The sequence below is a fragment of the Nocardioides sp. NPDC006273 genome, from assembly GCF_040613495.1.
Taxonomy (GTDB): Bacteria; Actinomycetota; Actinomycetes; order Propionibacteriales; family Nocardioidaceae; genus Nocardioides.
On record NZ_JBEXSD010000038.1, the window covers coordinates 21506 to 39846 of the forward strand.

The 18341-nt window shown below is 69.0% G+C and carries 18 protein-coding genes and 1 tRNA gene; 15 read left to right on the top strand and 4 right to left on the bottom strand.

The window, feature by feature from the left end:
* From nuoN to rarD, 4 genes are all read left to right on the top strand, one after another.
* Complete coding sequence (gene nuoN, locus ABZZ22_RS16940; protein WP_354933376.1) at positions 1-1545, top strand: NADH-quinone oxidoreductase subunit NuoN; 1545 nt, start codon at positions 1-3, stop codon at positions 1543-1545.
* Complete coding sequence (locus tag ABZZ22_RS16945) at positions 1542-2561, top strand: polyprenyl synthetase family protein (protein WP_354933378.1); 1020 nt, start codon at positions 1542-1544, stop codon at positions 2559-2561. Before nuoN ends, ABZZ22_RS16945 begins: the two co-directional genes overlap by 4 nt.
* 153 nt (positions 2562-2714) lie before the next feature.
* Positions 2715-5036 carry a family 20 glycosylhydrolase gene (locus tag ABZZ22_RS16950; RefSeq protein ID WP_354933380.1) on the top strand — a complete coding sequence of 774 codons (2322 nt, stop codon included), beginning with the start codon at positions 2715-2717 and terminating at the stop codon, positions 5034-5036.
* A 141-nt stretch (positions 5037-5177) separates the two neighbouring features.
* Positions 5178-6095 carry an EamA family transporter RarD gene (rarD, locus tag ABZZ22_RS16955; protein ID WP_354933382.1) on the top strand — a complete coding sequence of 306 codons (918 nt, stop codon included), beginning with the start codon at positions 5178-5180 and terminating at the stop codon, positions 6093-6095.
* Between the two features lie 56 nt (positions 6096-6151).
* On the opposite strand, the gene ABZZ22_RS16960 is transcribed toward rarD, so the two are convergent.
* From ABZZ22_RS16960 to ABZZ22_RS16970, 3 genes are read right to left on the bottom strand one after another with little or no spacing between them, the layout of a single operon-like run.
* The gene (locus ABZZ22_RS16960; RefSeq protein ID WP_354933384.1) at positions 6152-6610 is read right to left on the bottom strand and encodes an Rrf2 family transcriptional regulator; all 459 of its coding nucleotides are present in this window, start codon (positions 6608-6610) and stop codon (positions 6152-6154) included.
* A 39-nt stretch (positions 6611-6649) separates the two neighbouring features.
* The gene (locus ABZZ22_RS16965; protein WP_354933386.1) at positions 6650-7144 is read right to left on the bottom strand and encodes an SRPBCC domain-containing protein; all 495 of its coding nucleotides are present in this window, start codon (positions 7142-7144) and stop codon (positions 6650-6652) included.
* Between the two features lie 4 nt (positions 7145-7148).
* Positions 7149-7640, bottom strand: a complete 492-nt coding sequence (locus tag ABZZ22_RS16970; RefSeq protein ID WP_354933388.1) for a YajQ family cyclic di-GMP-binding protein — start codon at positions 7638-7640, stop codon at positions 7149-7151.
* A gap of 138 nt (positions 7641-7778) precedes the next feature.
* Between ABZZ22_RS16970 and ABZZ22_RS16975 the strand changes: the two genes are divergently transcribed.
* The 6 genes from ABZZ22_RS16975 to ABZZ22_RS17000 all read left to right on the top strand — a co-directional run bounded on the left by ABZZ22_RS16975 (position 7779) and on the right by ABZZ22_RS17000 (position 12949).
* Positions 7779-7861, top strand: a tRNA-Tyr gene (locus ABZZ22_RS16975).
* A 432-nt stretch (positions 7862-8293) separates the two neighbouring features.
* Entirely contained in the window at positions 8294-8845 is a 552-nt protein-coding gene (locus tag ABZZ22_RS16980; RefSeq protein WP_354933431.1) for a TMEM165/GDT1 family protein, read from the top strand.
* A 354-nt stretch (positions 8846-9199) separates the two neighbouring features.
* Complete coding sequence (locus ABZZ22_RS16985; RefSeq protein WP_354933390.1) at positions 9200-9598, top strand: hypothetical protein; 399 nt, start codon at positions 9200-9202, stop codon at positions 9596-9598.
* A 153-nt stretch (positions 9599-9751) separates the two neighbouring features.
* Entirely contained in the window at positions 9752-10165 is a 414-nt protein-coding gene (locus ABZZ22_RS16990) for a PPOX class F420-dependent oxidoreductase (protein WP_354933392.1), read from the top strand.
* 203 nt (positions 10166-10368) lie between these two features.
* Complete coding sequence (locus ABZZ22_RS16995; protein ID WP_354933394.1) at positions 10369-11973, top strand: helix-turn-helix transcriptional regulator; 1605 nt, start codon at positions 10369-10371, stop codon at positions 11971-11973.
* Between the two features lie 130 nt (positions 11974-12103).
* A complete protein-coding gene (locus ABZZ22_RS17000; protein WP_354933396.1) occupies positions 12104-12949 on the top strand; it encodes an alpha/beta hydrolase in 846 nt (281 codons plus the stop codon).
* Between the two features lie 69 nt (positions 12950-13018).
* Here the strand turns inward: ABZZ22_RS17000 and ABZZ22_RS17005 are convergent, their stop codons facing one another.
* On the bottom strand, positions 13019-13786 hold the full coding sequence (locus ABZZ22_RS17005; RefSeq protein ID WP_179660899.1) for an IclR family transcriptional regulator: 768 nt from the start codon (positions 13784-13786) through the stop codon (positions 13019-13021).
* A gap of 177 nt (positions 13787-13963) precedes the next feature.
* On the opposite strand from ABZZ22_RS17005, the gene aceB reads away from it, so the two are divergent.
* From aceB to uraH, 5 genes are all read left to right on the top strand, one after another.
* Positions 13964-15553 (top strand): malate synthase A, encoded by a 1590-nt coding sequence (aceB, locus tag ABZZ22_RS17010; protein WP_354933399.1) that lies wholly within the window; start codon positions 13964-13966, stop codon positions 15551-15553.
* A gap of 32 nt (positions 15554-15585) precedes the next feature.
* Positions 15586-16839 carry an aldolase/citrate lyase family protein gene (locus ABZZ22_RS17015; protein WP_354933401.1) on the top strand — a complete coding sequence of 418 codons (1254 nt, stop codon included), beginning with the start codon at positions 15586-15588 and terminating at the stop codon, positions 16837-16839.
* Between the two features lie 38 nt (positions 16840-16877).
* Positions 16878-17345, top strand: coding sequence for a helix-turn-helix domain-containing protein (locus tag ABZZ22_RS17020; RefSeq protein ID WP_354933403.1), 468 nt, complete (start codon positions 16878-16880; stop codon positions 17343-17345).
* 133 nt (positions 17346-17478) lie between these two features.
* Positions 17479-17985 (top strand): 2-oxo-4-hydroxy-4-carboxy-5-ureidoimidazoline decarboxylase, encoded by a 507-nt coding sequence (gene uraD / locus ABZZ22_RS17025; RefSeq protein WP_354933405.1) that lies wholly within the window; start codon positions 17479-17481, stop codon positions 17983-17985.
* Positions 17982-18341 (top strand): hydroxyisourate hydrolase, encoded by a 360-nt coding sequence (uraH, locus tag ABZZ22_RS17030; RefSeq protein ID WP_354933407.1) that lies wholly within the window; start codon positions 17982-17984, stop codon positions 18339-18341. Before uraD ends, uraH begins: the two co-directional genes overlap by 4 nt.

Genomic DNA, 18341 nt, shown 5'->3' on the forward strand with positions numbered 1-18341 from the left:
ATGTTCGAGTCTCCCGGAATTTCGTACGCCACGCTGTGGCCCGTCCTGCTGGTGCTTGGCGCGGCCTGCGTCGGCGTCGTGGTCGAGGCCTTCGCGCCGCGCGCCGCGCGGTTCAACACCCAGGTCTCCCTGGCGCTGGCCGGGCTCGCCGCCGCGCTCGCCGGGACCGTGATCGTCGGTGCCGGGCCGCACCTGGGCGTCGCGACGGGCGAGGGTGCCCTCATCGTCGACGGACCCGGAGCCTTCTCCCAGGGTCTGGTGCTGCTGGTCTCGCTCGGCGGCGTCGCGCTCTTCGCCGAGCGCCGTCTCGACAACGGCGTGAGCGCCTTCGCGGGTCAGGCAGCTGCGCTGCCGGGCACACCTGCCGAGCGCACGGCCTCCCAGCGCGGGCTGGAGCACACCGAGGTCTATCCGCTGATGATGTTCGCGGTCGGCGGGATGATGCTCTTCTGCGTCTCCGGCGACCTGCTGATGCTCTTCGTGGCCCTCGAGGTGCTCTCGCTCCCGCTCTACCTGCTCACCGGGCTGGCGCGCCGTCGCCGGCTGCTCTCGCAGGAAGCGGCGCTGAAGTACTTCCTGCTCGGCGCGTTCTCCTCCGGCATCTTCCTCTACGGTCTCGCGCTGGTCTACGGCTTCGCCGGATCGATGTCGCTGTCGGAGATCGGTGCGGCGGTGGCCGAGGACGGCTCCAGCCCGCTGTTGCTGCTCGGCATCGGCCTGATGGCCGTCGGGCTGCTCTTCAAGACCGGCGCGGTGCCGTTCCACTCCTGGACGCCCGACGTCTATCAGGGCGCCCCGACGCCGGTCACCGCGTGGATGAGCGCGGCCACCAAGATCGCCGCGTTCGCCGCGATGCTGCGGCTGTTCTACGTCGCCTTCGGCGCCGAGGGTGACATCTGGCGGCCGGCCATCGGTGTCGTCGCGGTGCTGACGATGCTGCTGGGTGCCTCGTTCGCGGTGGTCCAGACCGATGTGAAGCGCATGCTCGGCTACTCCGCGGTGGCCCACACCGGCTTCCTGCTCACCGGGCTCCTCGGCGTGCAGAACGACTCCTTCGGGTCCACCCAAGCGGTGCTCTTCTACCTGACCGCCTACGGGTTCGCGACGCTCGGCGCCTTCGCGATCGTCTCTATGGTGCGAGGACCCAACGGCGAGGCCGGCTCGCTGGACCGTTGGGCCGGCCTGGGGCGTACCAACCCGTGGGTCGCGGGGACCTTCGCCATCTTCCTGCTCTCGATGGCCGGGCTGCCGCTGACTGCCGGTTTCATCGGCAAGTGGGGCGTCTTCGCGGTCGCGCTCGGTGCCGGTCAATGGCCTGTCGTCGCGGTCGCGATCGCCTCGAGCGTCATCGCGGTCTTCTTCTACGTACGCGTGATCATGCTGATGTTCTTCACCGACGCGCACGACGATGCCGCCGTCGTCGTCACCCCGTCCTACGCCACCACCGTGGTGATCGCGCTGAGCGCTGTCGCGACCGTTCTGTTGGGTGTAATTCCGGGCCCTGTTCTCAGCCTGTTGGTGGATGCGGGAGGATTCATCGGGTGAGCACCAGCGCACCCACCGATCGAGCCCCTGAACTCGCTCTCCCGATCACCGATCCCGAGCTCGAGCAGCGGCTGCGCGCTCGGCTGGCGATCGTGGAGGAGCGGCTGGCCGGATACACCCGCAGCAGCTCGCCGTTCGTCACGGAAGCGGCCACCCACCTGCTCGAAGCCGGTGGGAAGCGGTTCCGGCCGTTGCTGGTCCTGCTGGCCGCGGAGTGCGGGCCGGAGACGCTCGCCGACGAGGTCGTCACCGCGGCCTGCGTCGTCGAGCTCACCCATCTCGCCTCGCTCTACCACGACGACGTCATGGACGAGGCGCTCGTCCGCCGTGGTGAGGACTCCGCCAACGCCCGCTTCGACAACCACGTCGCGATCCTGACCGGCGACTTCCTCTTCGCTCGTTCCTCGGAGCTGACCGCCGAGCTGGGCCCGGAGGCCGTCCGCATCCAGGCAGCCACCTTCGCCAAGCTCGTCGAGGGCCAGATCCTCGAGGGCGTCGCGCCACTTGAGGGCGTCGACCCGGTCGACCACCACCTCGAGGTGCTGGCCGGGAAGACCGGTGTACTGATCGCCACCTCGGCTCTCTACGGCGCGCTCTTCGCCGGTGCCGACAAGGAGATCCAGGAAGCCCTGCTCGCCTACGGCGACATCGTCGGCGTCGCCTTCCAGCTCTCCGACGACATCCTCGACATCGCGTCCGACTCCGAGAAGTCGGGCAAGACGCCGGGCACCGATCTCCGTGAGGGCGTCCCCACGCTGCCGGTGCTCTTGGCCCGCCGCTCCACCGAAGCCGGCGACGCCCGGCTTCTGGAGCTGCTCGACAGCGACCTCACCGACGACGCGGCGCTGACCGAATGCGTCGACCTCCTCCGCGCCCATCCGGCGCTGGCCGAGGCTCGCGCCTACGTCCAGGCCCGCGCCGAGGAGGCCAAGGCCGCCCTCGCGCCGCTCCCCGAGGGCCCCGTCCGCAAGGCGCTCGAAGCCTTCGCCGACATCGTCGCCGTCCGCTCCGTCTGAGCCGAGGGCCGCGTACGTCTGTCGAGACGACACCAGACTGTCGTCTCGGCCTCCTCCTCGGCGCACCGATCGTTCAAGGGTGCCTACGGGGGCGGGTGAGAATGCTCACATCGAACTATGTTCATTTGTGACTGGTTACACTAAATTCCAAGCATGAACGCGCAAACCCTCATGCGGGTCCTCCGTCGTACCAGCGCAGTGCTCGCCATCGCCCTTGCCATCAGCTCGCTCGCCGCCCCCGGGATGGCCCTCGTCGGGGACGACCCTCCCGCCGTGAACCCGAAGCCGAGGGTCGTGCCGGCGTTGCAGACCTGGAGCGGCGGCAGCGGCCTCCTGTCCCTCGTCCCCGCGACGCGCATCGTCGTGGCGGACCCGCAGCTGGCCGGAGTGGCGGCCCAGCTCAAGGCCGACCTCGTCGAGGTGTCGGGCCTGAAGACGGAAGTGGTGACGGATGAGCCGTCCCGGGCGCGAGACATCGTGCTCGACATCGATGCCGACGCTGCCGTCGGGCCTTCCGGGAACGCCGTCGCGGAGCGAGAGGGCTACCACCTGACTGTCGCGGACCGCGTCCGTGTGACGGCACGCACCCAGACGGCGGTCTTCTGGGGGACTCGCACACTGCTGCAGATGCTGGTCGAGCGCTTCCCGGAGCGAGGCGTGCTGCCCGTGGGGTCGACGACAGACTGGCCCAACGTCGCCCTCCGCGGCTACATGCTCGACGTCGGCCGTCGCTGGTTCGGTGAGACCTACGTACGGGACATGGTTCGCGCCATGAGCTGGTACAAGCTCAACACCTTCCAGGTGCACCTCAATGACAATGCGATCACGGCACCTGGCGGGGACTGGTCCAAAGCACAGTCGGCATTCCGCCTCGCCTCTGAGGACCCGGCGTTCGACGGCCTCGCTGCCGCCGACGGGTCGTTCACGCGAGCCGAGTGGGACGAGCTCGAGGACGTTGCGGCTGCGCACCACGTGACGGTCGTTCCCGAGATCGACAGCCCCGCCCACTCCCGGGCGTTCATCGCCTTCCGGCCCGAGATCGGCCTCGACGGCGGCAACTCCGATCACCTCGACCTGTCCAAGCCGGTGACGACGGCATTCATGAAGGACGTCTTCTCGGAGTTCACGCCGTGGTTCCGCTCGCCGGTCGTCCATATCGGCCTCGACGAGTACCCGAGAGACCTCGAGGACCAGTACCGGGCCTATACGAACACGCTTGCGGCGCATGTGCGTTCGCTCGGCAAGAACGTGCGCGCCTGGGGCAGCCTCACCGTCATGGCGGGCGATGCGACCGGCTACGACAAGGACATGGAGATGGTCTCCTGGAACAACGGGTGGTACTCCGGCAAGCGCGCCATCGCCGACGGCTATCCCGTGATCAACGCCAACGACGGCCTGCTCTACATCGTCCCGTTCGCGGACTACTACCACGGCAAGGGCCTCGACGGCCGCTGGCTCTACGACAACTGGGAGCCGCACGTGTTCGGCGGCAGCAACAACGTCGACAAGGGCAACCCGCTCCTGCTGGGCGCGATGTCCGCAGTCTGGAACGACCTGGTGGACGCCACATATGACGGCGACGACGTCTATCGGCTCGTCGAACCGACCTTCGGTCTGCTCGCCCACAAGATGTGGCGCGGCCCGGTCACGGGGCTCGCCTACGACCGTTTCATGCACGACGTCGGCCGCCTCGGCGTCGGACCTGGCAGCGAGGCGCTGCGTACGTCGCTCTTCGATGCCGGCGACGAGGCACTGCCCGTCACGCTCAGTGCCCCGAAGGTCGTGGGCGAGGGCGAGACCATGACGGTCACGGCGAGCATCCGCAACAGCGGCGCCTCGCCAGTGGCGCTTCGTGCCGTCTCCTTGGCCGTCGATGGCGCGACCCCACTGGACTCGGGTGCGGAGCCGGCCGACCTGGCGCCGGGCGCCGAGGTCGAGCGCAGCTGGACCGTCTCGGCAACCGGGTCTCCGACGCGCTTCACCGTCACTGCCCATGGGCAGCGGGATCGCTGGCAGACGAGGTCCGCTGCGCGCGGCTCTGTGGCGGTCGTCGCCCCGGCGCCTCCCGGCACCCAGCACCTGTCCTTCGACGCGGTGCCCAGCGCCTCGTCCGTGGAGGCGAACCTCGACCGGCTCGCGGCACGCCACGCCGTCGACGGGGACCTCGCGACCCGCTGGGCCTCGGCCTACTCGGACGACCAGTGGCTCCAGCTCGAGCTCGAGCGTCCGTCGACGGTGACCTCGGTCCGACTGTCCTGGGAGGCTGCCTGCGCCAAGCGGTACGCGGTGCAGACCTCCACCGACGGGGTGACCTGGACCGACGCGGCCGTCGTCGATCAGTCGACGTGCAAGACCGACACGGTCACCCTCACGACGTCCGGGCCCGTCACGCACGTGCGTATGCAAGGCCTCCAACGGGCCACGACCTACGGCTACTCGCTCTATGAGTTCTGGGTCTTCGGCAATCCCGCCTGACCAGACGGCCGCGTTGGCCGGCTCGGTGCCCGCCGGCACCGAGCCGGCAGCGAGAGGCGCCGTCAGGCGGGGCTCGGCGGGCGAGTTCCGCGGCGCGATATTCGGTAAAGGGATTTCCGGCCCTGGCAGTACCGTTGCGACGTGAACGAGCAGCGGCGTGGAGTGATGTTCGGTGCCGCGGCATACATCATGTGGGGTGCGTTCCCGCTCTACTTCCCGCTCCTGGAGCCCGCCGGCGCGTGGGAGATCCTGGGGCACCGGATCCTGTGGTCGCTCGTCGTGGCCGGAGCGCTGGTTCTGATCGTGGGGCGCCGCGAGCAGGTGGCGGCGATCCTGCGCGACCGGCGCAAGCTGGTGCTGCTGGCGGGTGCGGCCGCGGTGATCTCGATCAACTGGGTGACGTACATCTGGGGTGTGAACAACGGGCGGATCGTGGAGACGAGCCTGGGCTACTTCACCAATCCGCTGGTCACGATGTTGATGGGCGTGATCATCCTGCGGGAGCGGATGCGGAAGCTGCAGTGGGTGGCGCTGGCGATCGCCTTCACCGCGGTCCTCGTCCTCACCCTCGACTACGGGCGGCTGCCTTGGGTGGCGCTGGTGCTGGCGTTCTCCTTCGGCGCCTACGGGCTGCTGAAGAAGAGCGCAGGGGTCGGTCCGTTCGAGTCGCTGGCCGTCGAGACCGCCGTGACGGCGCCGTTCGCGCTCGCTCTCGTCGTCGCTCTCCAGGCCACCGGGAACGGCACGCTCTCCGGGAACGGCCCGCTCCACGTCTTCCTCCTGATCAGCCTAGGAGTCGCCACCGTGGTGCCACTGGCCTGCTTCGGCGCGGCCGCGATCCGGGTGCCGATGGTCACGATCGGGCTGCTCCAGTACCTCGCGCCCATCCTGCAGTTCGCCGTCGGCGTCTTCATCGCCCATGAGGCGATGCCTCCCGGGCGCTGGGCTGGCTTCGCGATCGTCTGGCTCGCGTTGGTCATCTTCAGCGTCGAGGCTGTCCACCACCGCCGCAAGGTCCTGCGCGCGGAGGTCGCTCCGCTGAGCACCACCGGTGCGTAGCCGGGCGGCGCGGGCTGTTCCTTCGGCTGCATACCTTGCTGGAGGAACGGCCCTGATCAGTGAGGCAGCCAGGCCTCGTCGCGGGCGGTGCGGGTGGTGACCTCGTCGGGCAGCTCGCGGGTGGCGAGCTCGGCGATGGAGACCTTCTCGAAGACCTCGCGCAGCGAGTCACGCGCGGCGATCCAGACGTGCTGGAGGACGTCGGCGCGCTCGTTGTAGGTGACCGCCTCGGGGCGGAGCCCGTAGACCGAGACCAGCGGGCCGTCGACCGCGCGGATCACGTCGGCGACGGAGACGTCCGAGGCCTTGCGAGCCAGCCGCCAGCCGCCTGACTGGCCTCGCTGAGAGATGACGACGCCGGCCTTGCGGAGGTCGGCGAGGATCGCCTGCAGGAAGCCGTGGGGGATGTCCTGGGCGCGGCCGAGCTCCTCGGCGCTGACAGCTTTTCCGTCCTCGCGCGCGGCCATCTCGATGAGGGCGCGGAGAGCGTAATCGGACTTGGCAGATACTCGCACGGCCACATTCTTGCAGATGAATGCAGAATTTCGCTCAATCTAGTGGTCAAGTCCACTTTCACTCGCGAGGGCCTCGGCGCGCCTCTTGAGGGCGGCCGCGTGCCGCCGGAACCCGTCCGCGACGCGCTCCGGACCAGCCAGTCCGACCAGCGGACCGGAGAGCTCCTCGACGGTCTCATAACGCGTCGGACCGCCGGGTCGCTGGGTCAGCCGTTGGTGTCGTACGCCGCGGACCAGGCCGAGCCGTGCCGGCCAGCCCTCGTAGACATAGGCCAGGTACGCCTCCGCGACCCCGTCTTCGCCGACGACCGGTGCCGCGAGCGCCGAGATCCGCTCCGGTGAGCGCGCGCGGGCGCCGTTGGCCCAAGCCACGTACAGGACGATCGGGTTGCCCATCGCCGCCGGCTGAGCGGTCTCAGCCCGGACGACGAAGGGGTTCCATGCGGCGTACGCCTCGGTGTCGACCATCACCCGCCAGACCGCCTCGATCGGGGCATCGATCTCGGCGGTGGCCTTCGGGTGCTCGTAGGCCACGAGCTCAGCGGTAGTTGATGAACTGCACCGCGAAGTCGTAGTCCTGCCCCTTGACCAGTGAGATCACGGTCTGCAGGTCGTCGCGCTTCTTGGAGGAGACGCGGAGCTCGTCGCCCTGGATCTGCGCCTTGACGCCCTTGGGCCCCTCGTCGCGGATCAGCTTGGAGATCTTCTTCGCGTCCTCGGAGGAGATGCCCTCCTTGAGGGTGATCGAGATCTTCGACAGCTGCCCCGACTGGCGCGGCTCGCTCGCGTCGAGGATCTTCAGGGACTGCTGGCGCTTGATCAGCTTGTCCTGGAAGACCGAGAGCACCGCGCTGGCGCGGTCGTCGGCCGACGCGGAGATCTCGATCGCCTGATCACCGCTCCACTCGATGGTCGCGTTGGTCCCCTTGAAGTCGAACCGCGTCGAGACCTCGCGCGCGGTCTGGCTCAGCGCGTTGTCGACCTCCTGACGGTCGATCTTGCTCACGATGTCGAACGATGAGTCAGCCATGACTCTTCTCCTCTAGCTTCTGACCAGGTCTGTGGTGCCTTCACCCTAGAACCTCGTGCCGTTTTCGTACGCTGCCAGCCCCTGCGCTATCGTTTATTGCTGTCGCGATCCCCTTAGCGGGGGCACGCGTACAACCCAGGCAGATTGCCCGAGCGGCCAATGGGAGCGGACTGTAAATCCGTCGGCTTTTGCCTTCGAAGGTTCGAATCCTTCATCTGCCACACTGGGAGAACACCCCGGTGACCAGCGGAAACGCTGGCCACCGGGGTGTTTCGCTTGTCCGCCCGTGTCCAGTCGTCGCCCGCTGTCAGCAGGTGTTCACGTCCCCGGCGCGCCCCGGCGGGTCACCCGTTGCTCGCATGGCCAGTGACCAAGATCAACAGTCGCCCCGCTGGGAATGGTCCTGGGCCGTGCCCTAGGCTTGTCCTCGAAGGGGAGTAGTCCTCAACAGTTGCGTCGACACACTGGCCCCAGGGCCCGGCGCAACAGGCCACGACGCGAGCGTCGCTCGCAGACCGGCGGACGAGACCTTCGATCAGACACCCGTATCAACGTGACGTGCCTGGTCGAAGGGAAGTCCAGGTCTATACGGGCTCCTCCGGCCAGTGTGCCGGAGAGGAACCCCTGTGTACGCCTTCCTGCTTTCTACAGCAGTGATCTTCGTCGCCGAGCTCGGTGACAAGAGCCAACTCATGGCGATGACGTTCGCCACCCGCTACCGAGCCCGCGACGTGATCCTCGGGATCACCGCCGCAACTGCGATCGTCCACCTGGCATCGGTCGGCATCGGCGCCCTCATCGGTGATGCCTTTGCCGATTATCAGCAGTACATCACCATCGTCGCGGGGGTTGCGTTCCTGCTTTTCGCTGCCTGGACCCTGCGTGGAGACGAACTCACCGAGGTCGAGGCCAGCAAAGCCCGCAACAGCCGTGGTTTGGCCCTCCTGGCCGTCGGGGTTGCGTTCTTCCTCGCCGAGCTCGGCGACAAGACGATGCTCGCGACGATCACCTTGGCAACCCAGGAAGGTTGGCTGGGCACCTGGATCGGGTCGACCCTCGGCATGGTCGCCGCCGATGCTCTCGCGATCGGCGTCGGCGCGCTCCTGGGGCGTCAGCTTCCAGAGAAGGTCATCAAGTACGGCGCAGCCGCATTGTTCGCGATCTTCGGCCTCATCCTCATCGTCGACGGTATCGCGCACATGTGACGATCGAGGAGGTGTAACAGCGACCAACCCACGCCTTGTCCAGCTGCCGCTCCCTTGCAAGCTCGCCGATCGTCGGCAGCGGGGCGCAATAGGTGGAAACGGCGACGAGCGCTAACAGATGCTCGCGATCTCCCTCGCGGCTTTCGCCTGCAAGTCAACGGATGACCTCCTAGGTTCAGCCGTCTGCGGGTGTCTGCGTTTGCGCTGCCTGCCTGACACACAGTTCGTCCAGGGGGAAGCGATTCACCGCGTATGACCTTTGTCGAGGGGCGCAACTGCGTGCGTCGGTGCACACAGTTGGGCGGGCCTATAGCATATTTCAGGGGTAGCTGAGCCTGGCTGGACGCCAACTGTGTGCACGCGTTGAACGGTCTGACGACCCTGATCAATGCAGCCATGCCGTTCATCCCCAACACCGCCGAGTTTGTCCGGGAGCAGTGTGCCTCGTGCTTGGAGTTCGTCGCGCCCAACCAGTTCCTGACCGACCTGGCGGCTGGCGGCTACACGGTTCCAGGTGTCACCTACACCTCGATCATTTCGAAGTACGACACGGTCGTCACGCCCTACACCAACGGCCGGATCGACGAGGCGGGAGTGTCCAACATCGTGCTGCAGGACAAATGCGGGTTCGACTCCTCGGGTCACCTCGCGATGGCCGCCGATCCCAATGTCAACCTGCTGATCAGGCGAGCCCTGGACCCGGAGAACCCGCCGGCGATGCACTGCTCGATCGCGCTCCCGGCACCCTTCTGAGCCCTGCATCCGTTCTGTTTCGCACAGAGTGGGATCTGTCCTCATTGTCAGCGCACACGCCCAGCGTGTTATCACTGGCGTTGCTCTGCTTGGGTACGTGATGTTCGAGCGGGGTGGACAGCTACTCGGCCCTGCGGCCCACGAAGGAGCACCATGACTGTCGACGCATCTCAGCCCGTGCCGGACAACGACGAGTTCTGGCGGGAGCGTCGGGTCTGCTTCCTGACGACGAGCCGGCCGGACGGCAGCCCCCATCTGGTCCCGGTCGGGGTCACGTTCGATCCGGTGGCCGGCATCGCGCGCGTCATCAGCAGCGCGGGAAGCAAGAAGGTCCGGAACGTACGAGGGGCCCGGCCCGGTGCGCAGGTCGCGGTCAGCCAGGTCGACGGGCGGCGGTGGTGCACCCTCGAGGGCACGGCCGTGGTGAAGGACGACGCCGAGTCCGTGGCCGAGGCCGAACGGCGCTACGCCGAGCGCTACAAGCAGCCTCGGCCCAACCCGGAGCGGGTGGTCATCGAGATCACGGTGACCCGGGTGCTGGGCAACGTACGTCCGTCGGGTTGGTGATGCGCTTCCGCTCGTTCCCAGCGGCGAGCGCTGACCGGGGTGAGGACAAGCTTCGGCCGAGACCCGAAACGGCGTAGTCAGGGGTCAGATCTGACTATCCGCCCTCGCGGCAGGCATGCGGTAGCGTCGAGATACGAGCTGGTCCGCAGCGGCACTCGTTCGAAGGCCGACAACTGCTGCAGACCGGAAGGGAACCGGTGGACGTGAATGCGGACAGCCTGGCCCGAGCTCGGGAAGCCCATGCGGCGTGGGCCTGGGCTGACGCTGCCGCCGGCTTCGACGCGGTGCCGGCCGAGCAGCTCACCTCCGACGACCTCGGGGCCTATGCCGATGCGTTGGCGTGGCTCGGTCGGGTCGAGGACTATCTGCGCCTGACCGCTGCGGCGTGCGAGGCATTCGAGTCAGACGCCCGGCCGGCCGAGGCCTCGTGGGCGGCGATGATGATCGGGCTCTACCGCCTGGGGCGCGGCGACGAGCCGCAGGCCATGGGCTGGTTCGGCCGTGCCGGACGGCTTCTGGAAGGCGCCCCGGAATGCGCCGCGCGCGGACTGCTGTTGTTGGTCACCGGGGTGGAGGCGAATCTGCACGCGGGCAAGCCGACCGCAGCGGTGGAGGCCGCCCGCCAGGTGCAGGCCATCGGCGGACGGGTCGATGAGCCGGGACTCGTGCTCATGGGCCTCAACAGCGAGGGCCGCGCTCTGATCATCGCCGGCCAGACGGCAGACGGGATGGCGCTGCTCGACGAGGCGATGGTCACCGCCATCGACAGCGATCTTCCCCCCTTCATGGCGGGCAGCCTCTACTGCCACACCATCGCCGCCTGTCACGAGATCGCCGACTTCCACCGGGTGTCCCGCTGGACCGACCTGACCGAGGACTGGCTGGCGACACTTCCCGCGGTGGGAGTCTTCGGTGGCCTGTGTGCGGTGCACCGCGCACAGCTCCACCTCCTCCACGGCGCGTGGGACGAGGCTGAATGCGCGGCACTGCAGGTCGTGGCAGATCTCGACGCGATGCGCGTCGACTACGCCGCGGAGGCCTGGTACGTGGTTGGTGACGCGCGCAGGTTGCGCGGTGCCCCGGATGCCGCGGCGGCGTACGACGAGGCGCACGCCCGCGGACGGGACCCGCAGCCGGGTCGGGCCCTGTTGCGGTTCGGTGCCGGGGACGCTGCCGGGGCCGCGACGGCGCTGCGCACGGCCCTCACAGCCGCCGGGGACGATTCACTTCGCCGGGCACCGCTGTGCGTCGCCGCGGTCGAGATCGCCATTGGTGCGGGACGACTGGAGGATGCCAGAGCTGCCGCAGGCGAGGTCGCCGAGACCGCGGCGAGGTACGCCACCTCGGGTCTCGAGGCGATGGCGGCCGGTGCCCGCGGCGCCGTTCTGCTGGCCGAGGGCCGTGCCGAGGAAGCGCTTCCCGTGCTGCGTGATGCCTGCCGACGCTGGCATGAGCTGGGAGCGGTGTACGACGCCGCCGGCGCCTGCGTCAGGCTTGCAGGGGCCTATCGGGCGCTCGGCGACGAGGTCTCCGCGGAAGCAGAGGCGTCGAGAGCGGAGGCGGCATACGAGCGGCTGGGCGCAACTCGTCCGGCGCCGGAGCTGCCCGCCGGGCTGACCCGGCGCGAGTGCCAAGTCCTGGCCCTGGTGGCCGACGGTCGCTCCAACCGGGAGATCGGCGAGAGGCTGTTCATCAGCGACCGCACGGTCGGCCGCCACCTGACGAACATCTTCGCCAAGATCGGGGTCACCTCGCGGACCCAGGCGGTGCGCTACGCGATCGACCACGCGCTGACCCGCGCTCGGTGAGCCCGCTACGCAATACCGCGTAGTGCGGCCCCTCAGGTCGGCCGATCACACCGATGCCGACCACCCGCCACGCGGCCGATGATCCGAGGAGACGCACCGAACAGCGGTGCCGCGAACGGGAGTGACGATCATGACTGACACAAGAATCCACCGAGCGGTCTCTGCCGACGGCACCGAGATCGCCGGACGAGTGCGCGGAGCGGGCCCTGCACTGGTCCTGGTCCACGGTGGCATCGGCGACGGCGAGTTCGCCTGGGACGCGTTGCTGCCCCACCTGACCGCCCGGTTCACCTGCTACCTGCCGAGCACCCGTGGCCGCGGGCTGTCGAGCGACAACCCGGACCACTCGCCGCCGCGCCTGGAGGACGACGTCACCGCCTTCGTCGAGAGCATCGGCGAACCGGTCGACCTGGTCGGCTGGTCGGGCAGTGGTGCCTGGGTGCTTGGCGCGGCCGCCCGCAGCGCCTCGGTGTCCGCGGCGGCCCTGTTCGAGCCGGCGGTGATGTCGGTGATGGGACCCGACGACCGCACCCGGACCATGGCCATGGCACAGCAGATGGGTGCGGCGGCCGCGGACGGTCGGCTCGTCGATGCGTTGCGGGCGTTCGTCCCGTGGATCTGCAACGACGAGGAGGCGGCCGCCCTGGAGGGTACGGACTTCTACCAGCGGTGGTCGGAGGGAGTCCCGGCGATGCTGCGGTTCATCCAGGACGACGCGCCCTACCAGGGGCCCAGATCCACCGATCCCGAGGCGCTCGCGCGAGTCGCCGCACCGGTCCTGCTCCTGCGGGGCCAGCGGACCCGCCTCGCGACCTGGTTCACCGATGCCGTGGAGTACATCTCCCGTCACGTCCCCGTCGCGCAGATCTGCGAGCTGCCAGGGCTCGGACACTTCGCCCCGGTGCTGGCCGGCGCGTCCATCGCCGACGAGCTCGTGACCTACTTCGAGTCGGTCCGGACCGAGGCTCGCGCCTGAAGACGCGGGGCCGGCGCAGGTCTTCGACCCGTCATCTGGTTCCGACGACCTGGTCTGATCCTCCGAGGGTCAGGCCAGGTCGGCGGCCAGCTGCTTGCCGGCCTCGGTGAGCAGCGGGACGGCGCGCTCGATGAGCTCGTCGCTCATCCGGCCGGTGGGTCCGCTGATCGAGATCGCCAGGCGCGGGGCGTAGTCGGCGACGGCGACGGCGACGCAGCGTACGCCTGCCTCCTGCTCGCCCTCGTCGATGGCGTAGCGGCGCTCGCGGACCTGTTCCAGCTGGTCGAGATAGTCGTCGCGCGAGGTGATCGTGGTGGAGGTGTAGGGGACCATCTCGGTGCGCCGGAGGATGTCGCGGACGTGGTCGGGCGCCATGTCGGCGAGGATGGCCTTGCCGACGGCGGTGCAGTGCGGAGAGACGCGGCGGCCGACCTCGGTGAACATGCGCATCGACTGGCGCGACTCGGTGTGGGCGACGTAGACGATCTGGTCGCCGTCGAGCATCGCCAGGTTGGCCGACTCGCCGACCTCGTCGACGAGTCGCGCGAGGTGGGGCCGGGCCCAGGTGCTGAGCATGCGGGAGGAGCTCTCGCCCAGCCGGATCAGCTTGGGGCCCAGGACGTACTGCCGGTTGGCCTCCTGGCGAAGGTAGCCCAGGTCGACCAGGGTGCGCACCAGCCGGTGGATGGTCGGCAGCGGCAGTCCGGAGGTGGCGGCGAGCTGGGAGAGGCCCATGGTCCCGCCGGCATCGGCCATCGTCTCCAGCAGGCCGAAGGCCCGCTCGATCGACTGCACGGCACCGGCGCGCGCCTTCGGCGCCTTCTCGTTCTCGCTCACAGGCTCCCCTATCTTCCGGCCACGATCTGATGGGTGCTGACTTCCGGATGACGGAAGTCTAGCGTCGGTCAGAGGAAAACCTGTCGGTTGCGTCCCTTGTTGGAGGAGATTAATATCCGCAATGCGGAAAGAAGAATCCATTCAAAGGAAAACTGTGGCCCTGAGAGGGTGGAGCTCGTGAACATTCAGATCACCGGTGGCGACGTCGAGCGAGGAGCCGAGATCCTCACCCCTGAAGCCCTCGAGTTCGTCGCCGAGCTGCAGCGCCGCTTCGGGCCACGCCGCGACGAGCTGCTGGCCGCCCGCCGGGTGCGGCGTGAGGAGGTCGCGCGCACCGGCCGACTCGACTTCCCGCCGGAGACCGCGGAGGTACGCGCCGCCGACTGGACCGTGGCGCCGGCGCCCGAGGATCTCCAGGACCGTCGGGTCGAGATCACCGGCCCGACCGACCGGAAGATGACGATCAACGCACTCAACTCCGGCGCGCGGGTCTGGTTGGCCGACATGGAGGACGCCAGCACACCCCACTGGAGCAACGTCGTCGACGGCCAGGTGAACCTGTACGACGCCGTGCGTCGGCAGATCTCGGCGATGTCGCCGCAGGGCAAGCTCTACGAGCTCAAGTCGGACCATCGGCTGGCCACGATCGTGATGCGCCCGCGCGGGTGGCACTTCGACGACCGGCACGTGCTGCTCGACGGCGAGCCGGTCGTCGGCGCCCTGGTCGACTTCGGGCTCTACTTCTTCCACAACGCCCGCGAGCTGGTGGAGCGGGGGAGCGGGCCGTACTTCTACCTCCCCAAGATGGAGAGCCACCTCGAGGCGCGGCTGTGGAACGACGTGTTCGCCTTCGCTCAAGCAGAGCTCGGGATCCCGCACGGCACCGTGCGCGCGACCGTGCTCATCGAGACCATCCCGGCTGCGTTCGAGATGGACGAGATCCTCTACGAGCTGCGCGACCACGCCTCGGGGCTCAACGCCGGCCGCTGGGACTACCTGTTCAGCCTGATCAAGTACTTCCGCGACGCCGGACCCTCGTTCGTGCTTCCCGACCGTGCGACCGTCGGGATGGCCTCGCCGTTCATGCGTGCCTATGCCCAGCTGCTGGTCAAGACCTGTCATCGGCGCAACGCCCATGCCATCGGCGGCATGGCTGCCTTCATCCCGAGTCGCCGGGACCAGGACGTCAACGCCACTGCCTTCGCCAAGGTCCGTGAGGACAAGGAGCGAGAGGCGGGCGACGGCTTCGACGGCTCCTGGGTGGCCCACCCCGACCTGATCCCGATCTGCCAGGGGACCTTCGACAGCGTCCTGGGCGACCGGCCGAACCAGGTCGACCGGCAGCGTGACGATGTCGAGGTGCGCGCCGAGGATCTGCTCGACGTCGCCTCGGCGGGCGGCGCGATCACCCTCGCGGGGCTGCGCGACAACGTCGAGGTCTCCCTCGTCTACCTCGACGCCTGGCTGCGCGGCTCTGGTGCTGTCGCCATCCACAACCTGATGGAGGACGCCGCCACGGTCGAGATCTCTCGCTCGCAGATCTGGCAGTGGGTGCACAACGAGTCGAAGCTCGACGACGGCACCCCGGTGACCGAAGAGCTCGTACGCCGCATCCTTGACGAGGAGATGGCGAAGCTGCTCACGGCCGCCGACGGGATCGAGCACCGCCTGCAGGAGGCCCGCACCATCTTCGAGGAGGTCGCGCTCGCCGACGACTACCTCGACTTCCTGACCCTGCCGGCCTACGACCTGGTGGTCGGCGCATGAGCGAGCGTGAGCGAGTGAATCATCGAAACCGCATGAGCGACCTCGAGGACCTCGTCGGCAGGCTCGACCGCGCGCTCGCCGGCGCCGACGCGGCGCTGGCCGCGGGCTATCCGGGGGACCGCGGCGTACGTCAGCCGGTGCACACGGTCTATGTCCCGGGCGACCGTTACGACGAGAAGACGGTCGCTCAGTGGGCCGCCGAGTCGGGCCGGGCGCTGGCCGAGCATGCGGACTCGGCTGCTGAGGTCGCCGAGGCGTTCGACCTGCGCCCGGAGCTGGCCGATGGCGTCTACGACCGGGTGCGGGCCAAGCTGGCCGCCGAGGCGGTCGAGGACCTCCGGATCGACTTCGAGGACGGCTACGGAGCCCGCCCCGACGCGGACGAGGACGCCGCCGTGACGGCCGCCGCCCGGGCGCTCGCCGCCACCGTGCGCGACGGCTCCGCGCCGCCGTTCCACGGCATCCGGATCAAGTCCTTCGAGGCCCCGACGCGACATCGTGGCCTGCGTACGCTGGACCTCTTCCTGGAGGAGCTCGCCGGCGAGGGCGGGCTGACCGACGGCTTCGTCGTCACGCTGCCCAAGGTGACCTCCGTGGAGCAGGTCGCCGCGATGGTCACCGCGCTGGACGCGCTCGAGGCCGCCCACGGGATCGCCGCGGGGAGCCTGCGGTTCGAGATCCAGGTCGAGACGCCGCAGGCGATCCTCGGCTCCGACGGCACGGCGCTGGTCGCCCGGATGATCGCGGCCGGGGACGGACGTGTCACCGGCCTGCACTATGGGACCTACGACTACTCCGCATCGCTCGGGGTCGCCGCCGCCTATCAGAGCATGGAGCACCCGGTCGCCGACCACGCGAAGGACGTGATGCAGGTGGCCGCGGCCGGCACCGGCGTCTTCGTCTCGGACGGCTCGACGAACGTGCTCCCGGTCGGTGACCGCGAGGCCGTACGCTCGGCCTGGCGGCTCCATTCCCGCCTGGTGAGCCGGTCGCTGGCTCGCGGGATCTATCAGGGCTGGGACCTGCACCCAGCCCAGTTGCCGAGTCGCTACATCGCGACGTACGCCTTCTTCCGTGACGGCCTCGAGGTCGCCTCGGCCCGCCTGCGGGCATACGTCCACGGCGGGGAGTCCAGCTATCTCGACGAGCCCGCCACCGCGGCCGCGCTCGCCGCGTTCGTCCTGCGCGGAGTGGAGTGCGGGGCGGTCGCGGCCGACGAGATCGAGCGCTCGGCCGGGATCGACCGGGCCGAGCTGGCCGGGCTCGCGCGCCGACGGATCGGCTGACGCACACCGCGTGGCGGCAGGCTGGGTAGCCTGCCGTCATGCGTGTCGAAGCCGAGTTCACCACCGAACCGTTCCGGGGCGAGGGCGACCCGCCCGAGCACGCGACCGCGGCGCTCGAGGCGGCCCGCGAGGCCGGCCTGGAGTGTGACTTCGGGCCGCTGGGCACGTCGGTGCGCGGCGAACGGGACACGGTGCTGGCGACGCTGGCCGCCGTGGTGGCCGCCGGTCTGGACCACGGCGCCGACCAGATCACCTTCCAGGTGCGGGTCGAGGGCCACAGCGCGCCGCGGCGTACGGCCTCCGGGTTGGAGGCGCTGCTCGCCGACGTCGCCGACGAGCTCGGCGGCGACCTGCGGACGTTGGACCGGCAGGGGAAACAGCGTGCTGTCCGGCTGCTGGAGGAGCGAGGTGCCTTCGACTTCCGCAAGAGCGCCGAGATCGTGGCCGCGGCGCTCGGCGTCACCCGGTTCACCGTCTACAACTATCTGAACCGCGAACGGGACTAGCCCGAAACCTCCCTGTCACCTGCGCTCTCACTGTTTAACCCAAGGTTTTCAACAAACTGTTGACGGTGACGTACGACACATGTCACCGTGGTCACGCGGAAATGCTTTTCCGCATCGTGAGAGAGCAAGGACTATGGATCTCCAAACTTTCAACACCGCTTCCCCGGACGAGCTACGTCCCGTCCTGCAGGCCTGCTGCGCCGCACCGGCCTGGGTCACCGCCGTCATGGACGGCCGCCCATACGCCGACGCGGACGACGTCGCCCGCGTCGCCGACGAGGCTGCCCGGCGGTTCACCGCGGGCGACGTCGACCAGGCGCTCGCCGCCCATCCCCGGATCGGGGAGCGCGCCGAGGGTGAGCACGCCGAGGCCGCCTGGTCGAGGCGCGAGCAGGCGGCAGTCGGCACCGAGCAGGCCACGGCGCAGGCTCTCGCCGAGGGCAACCGGGCGTACGAGGAGCGCTTCGGCCGGGTCTTCCTGATCTGCGCCTCGGGCCTCTCGGCAGACGATGTCCTCGCCTCGCTGCGCAACCGGCTCGGCAACGCGCCGGACGCCGAGGCGGCCGTGGTCGCCGACGAGCTCCGCAAGATCGCGCTGCTGCGTCTCGAGCGGCTCCTGACCGAGGAGGTCTCCGCATGACCAGTCAGAACAGCACCAGCGCCATCACCACCCACGTGCTCGACACCGCGCTCGGCCGCCCTGCCGCCGGCGTCCCGGTCCGGCTCAGCCGGATCGACCCTCAAGACCCCGACAACATCGTCGTTCTCGCCGATGCCGTCACCGACGATGACGGCCGCGCGACCGGCCTGGGACCGGATCAGGTCCCGGCCGGCACCTATCAGCTCCGATTCGGCACCGCCGCCTACTACGCGGCGACCGGTCAAGAGTGCTTCTTCCCGCAGGTCACCGTCACCTTCGCGGTCACCGACCGGCGGCACCACCACGTGCCACTCCTGCTGAGCCCGTTCGCCTACTCCACCTACCGAGGGAGCTGA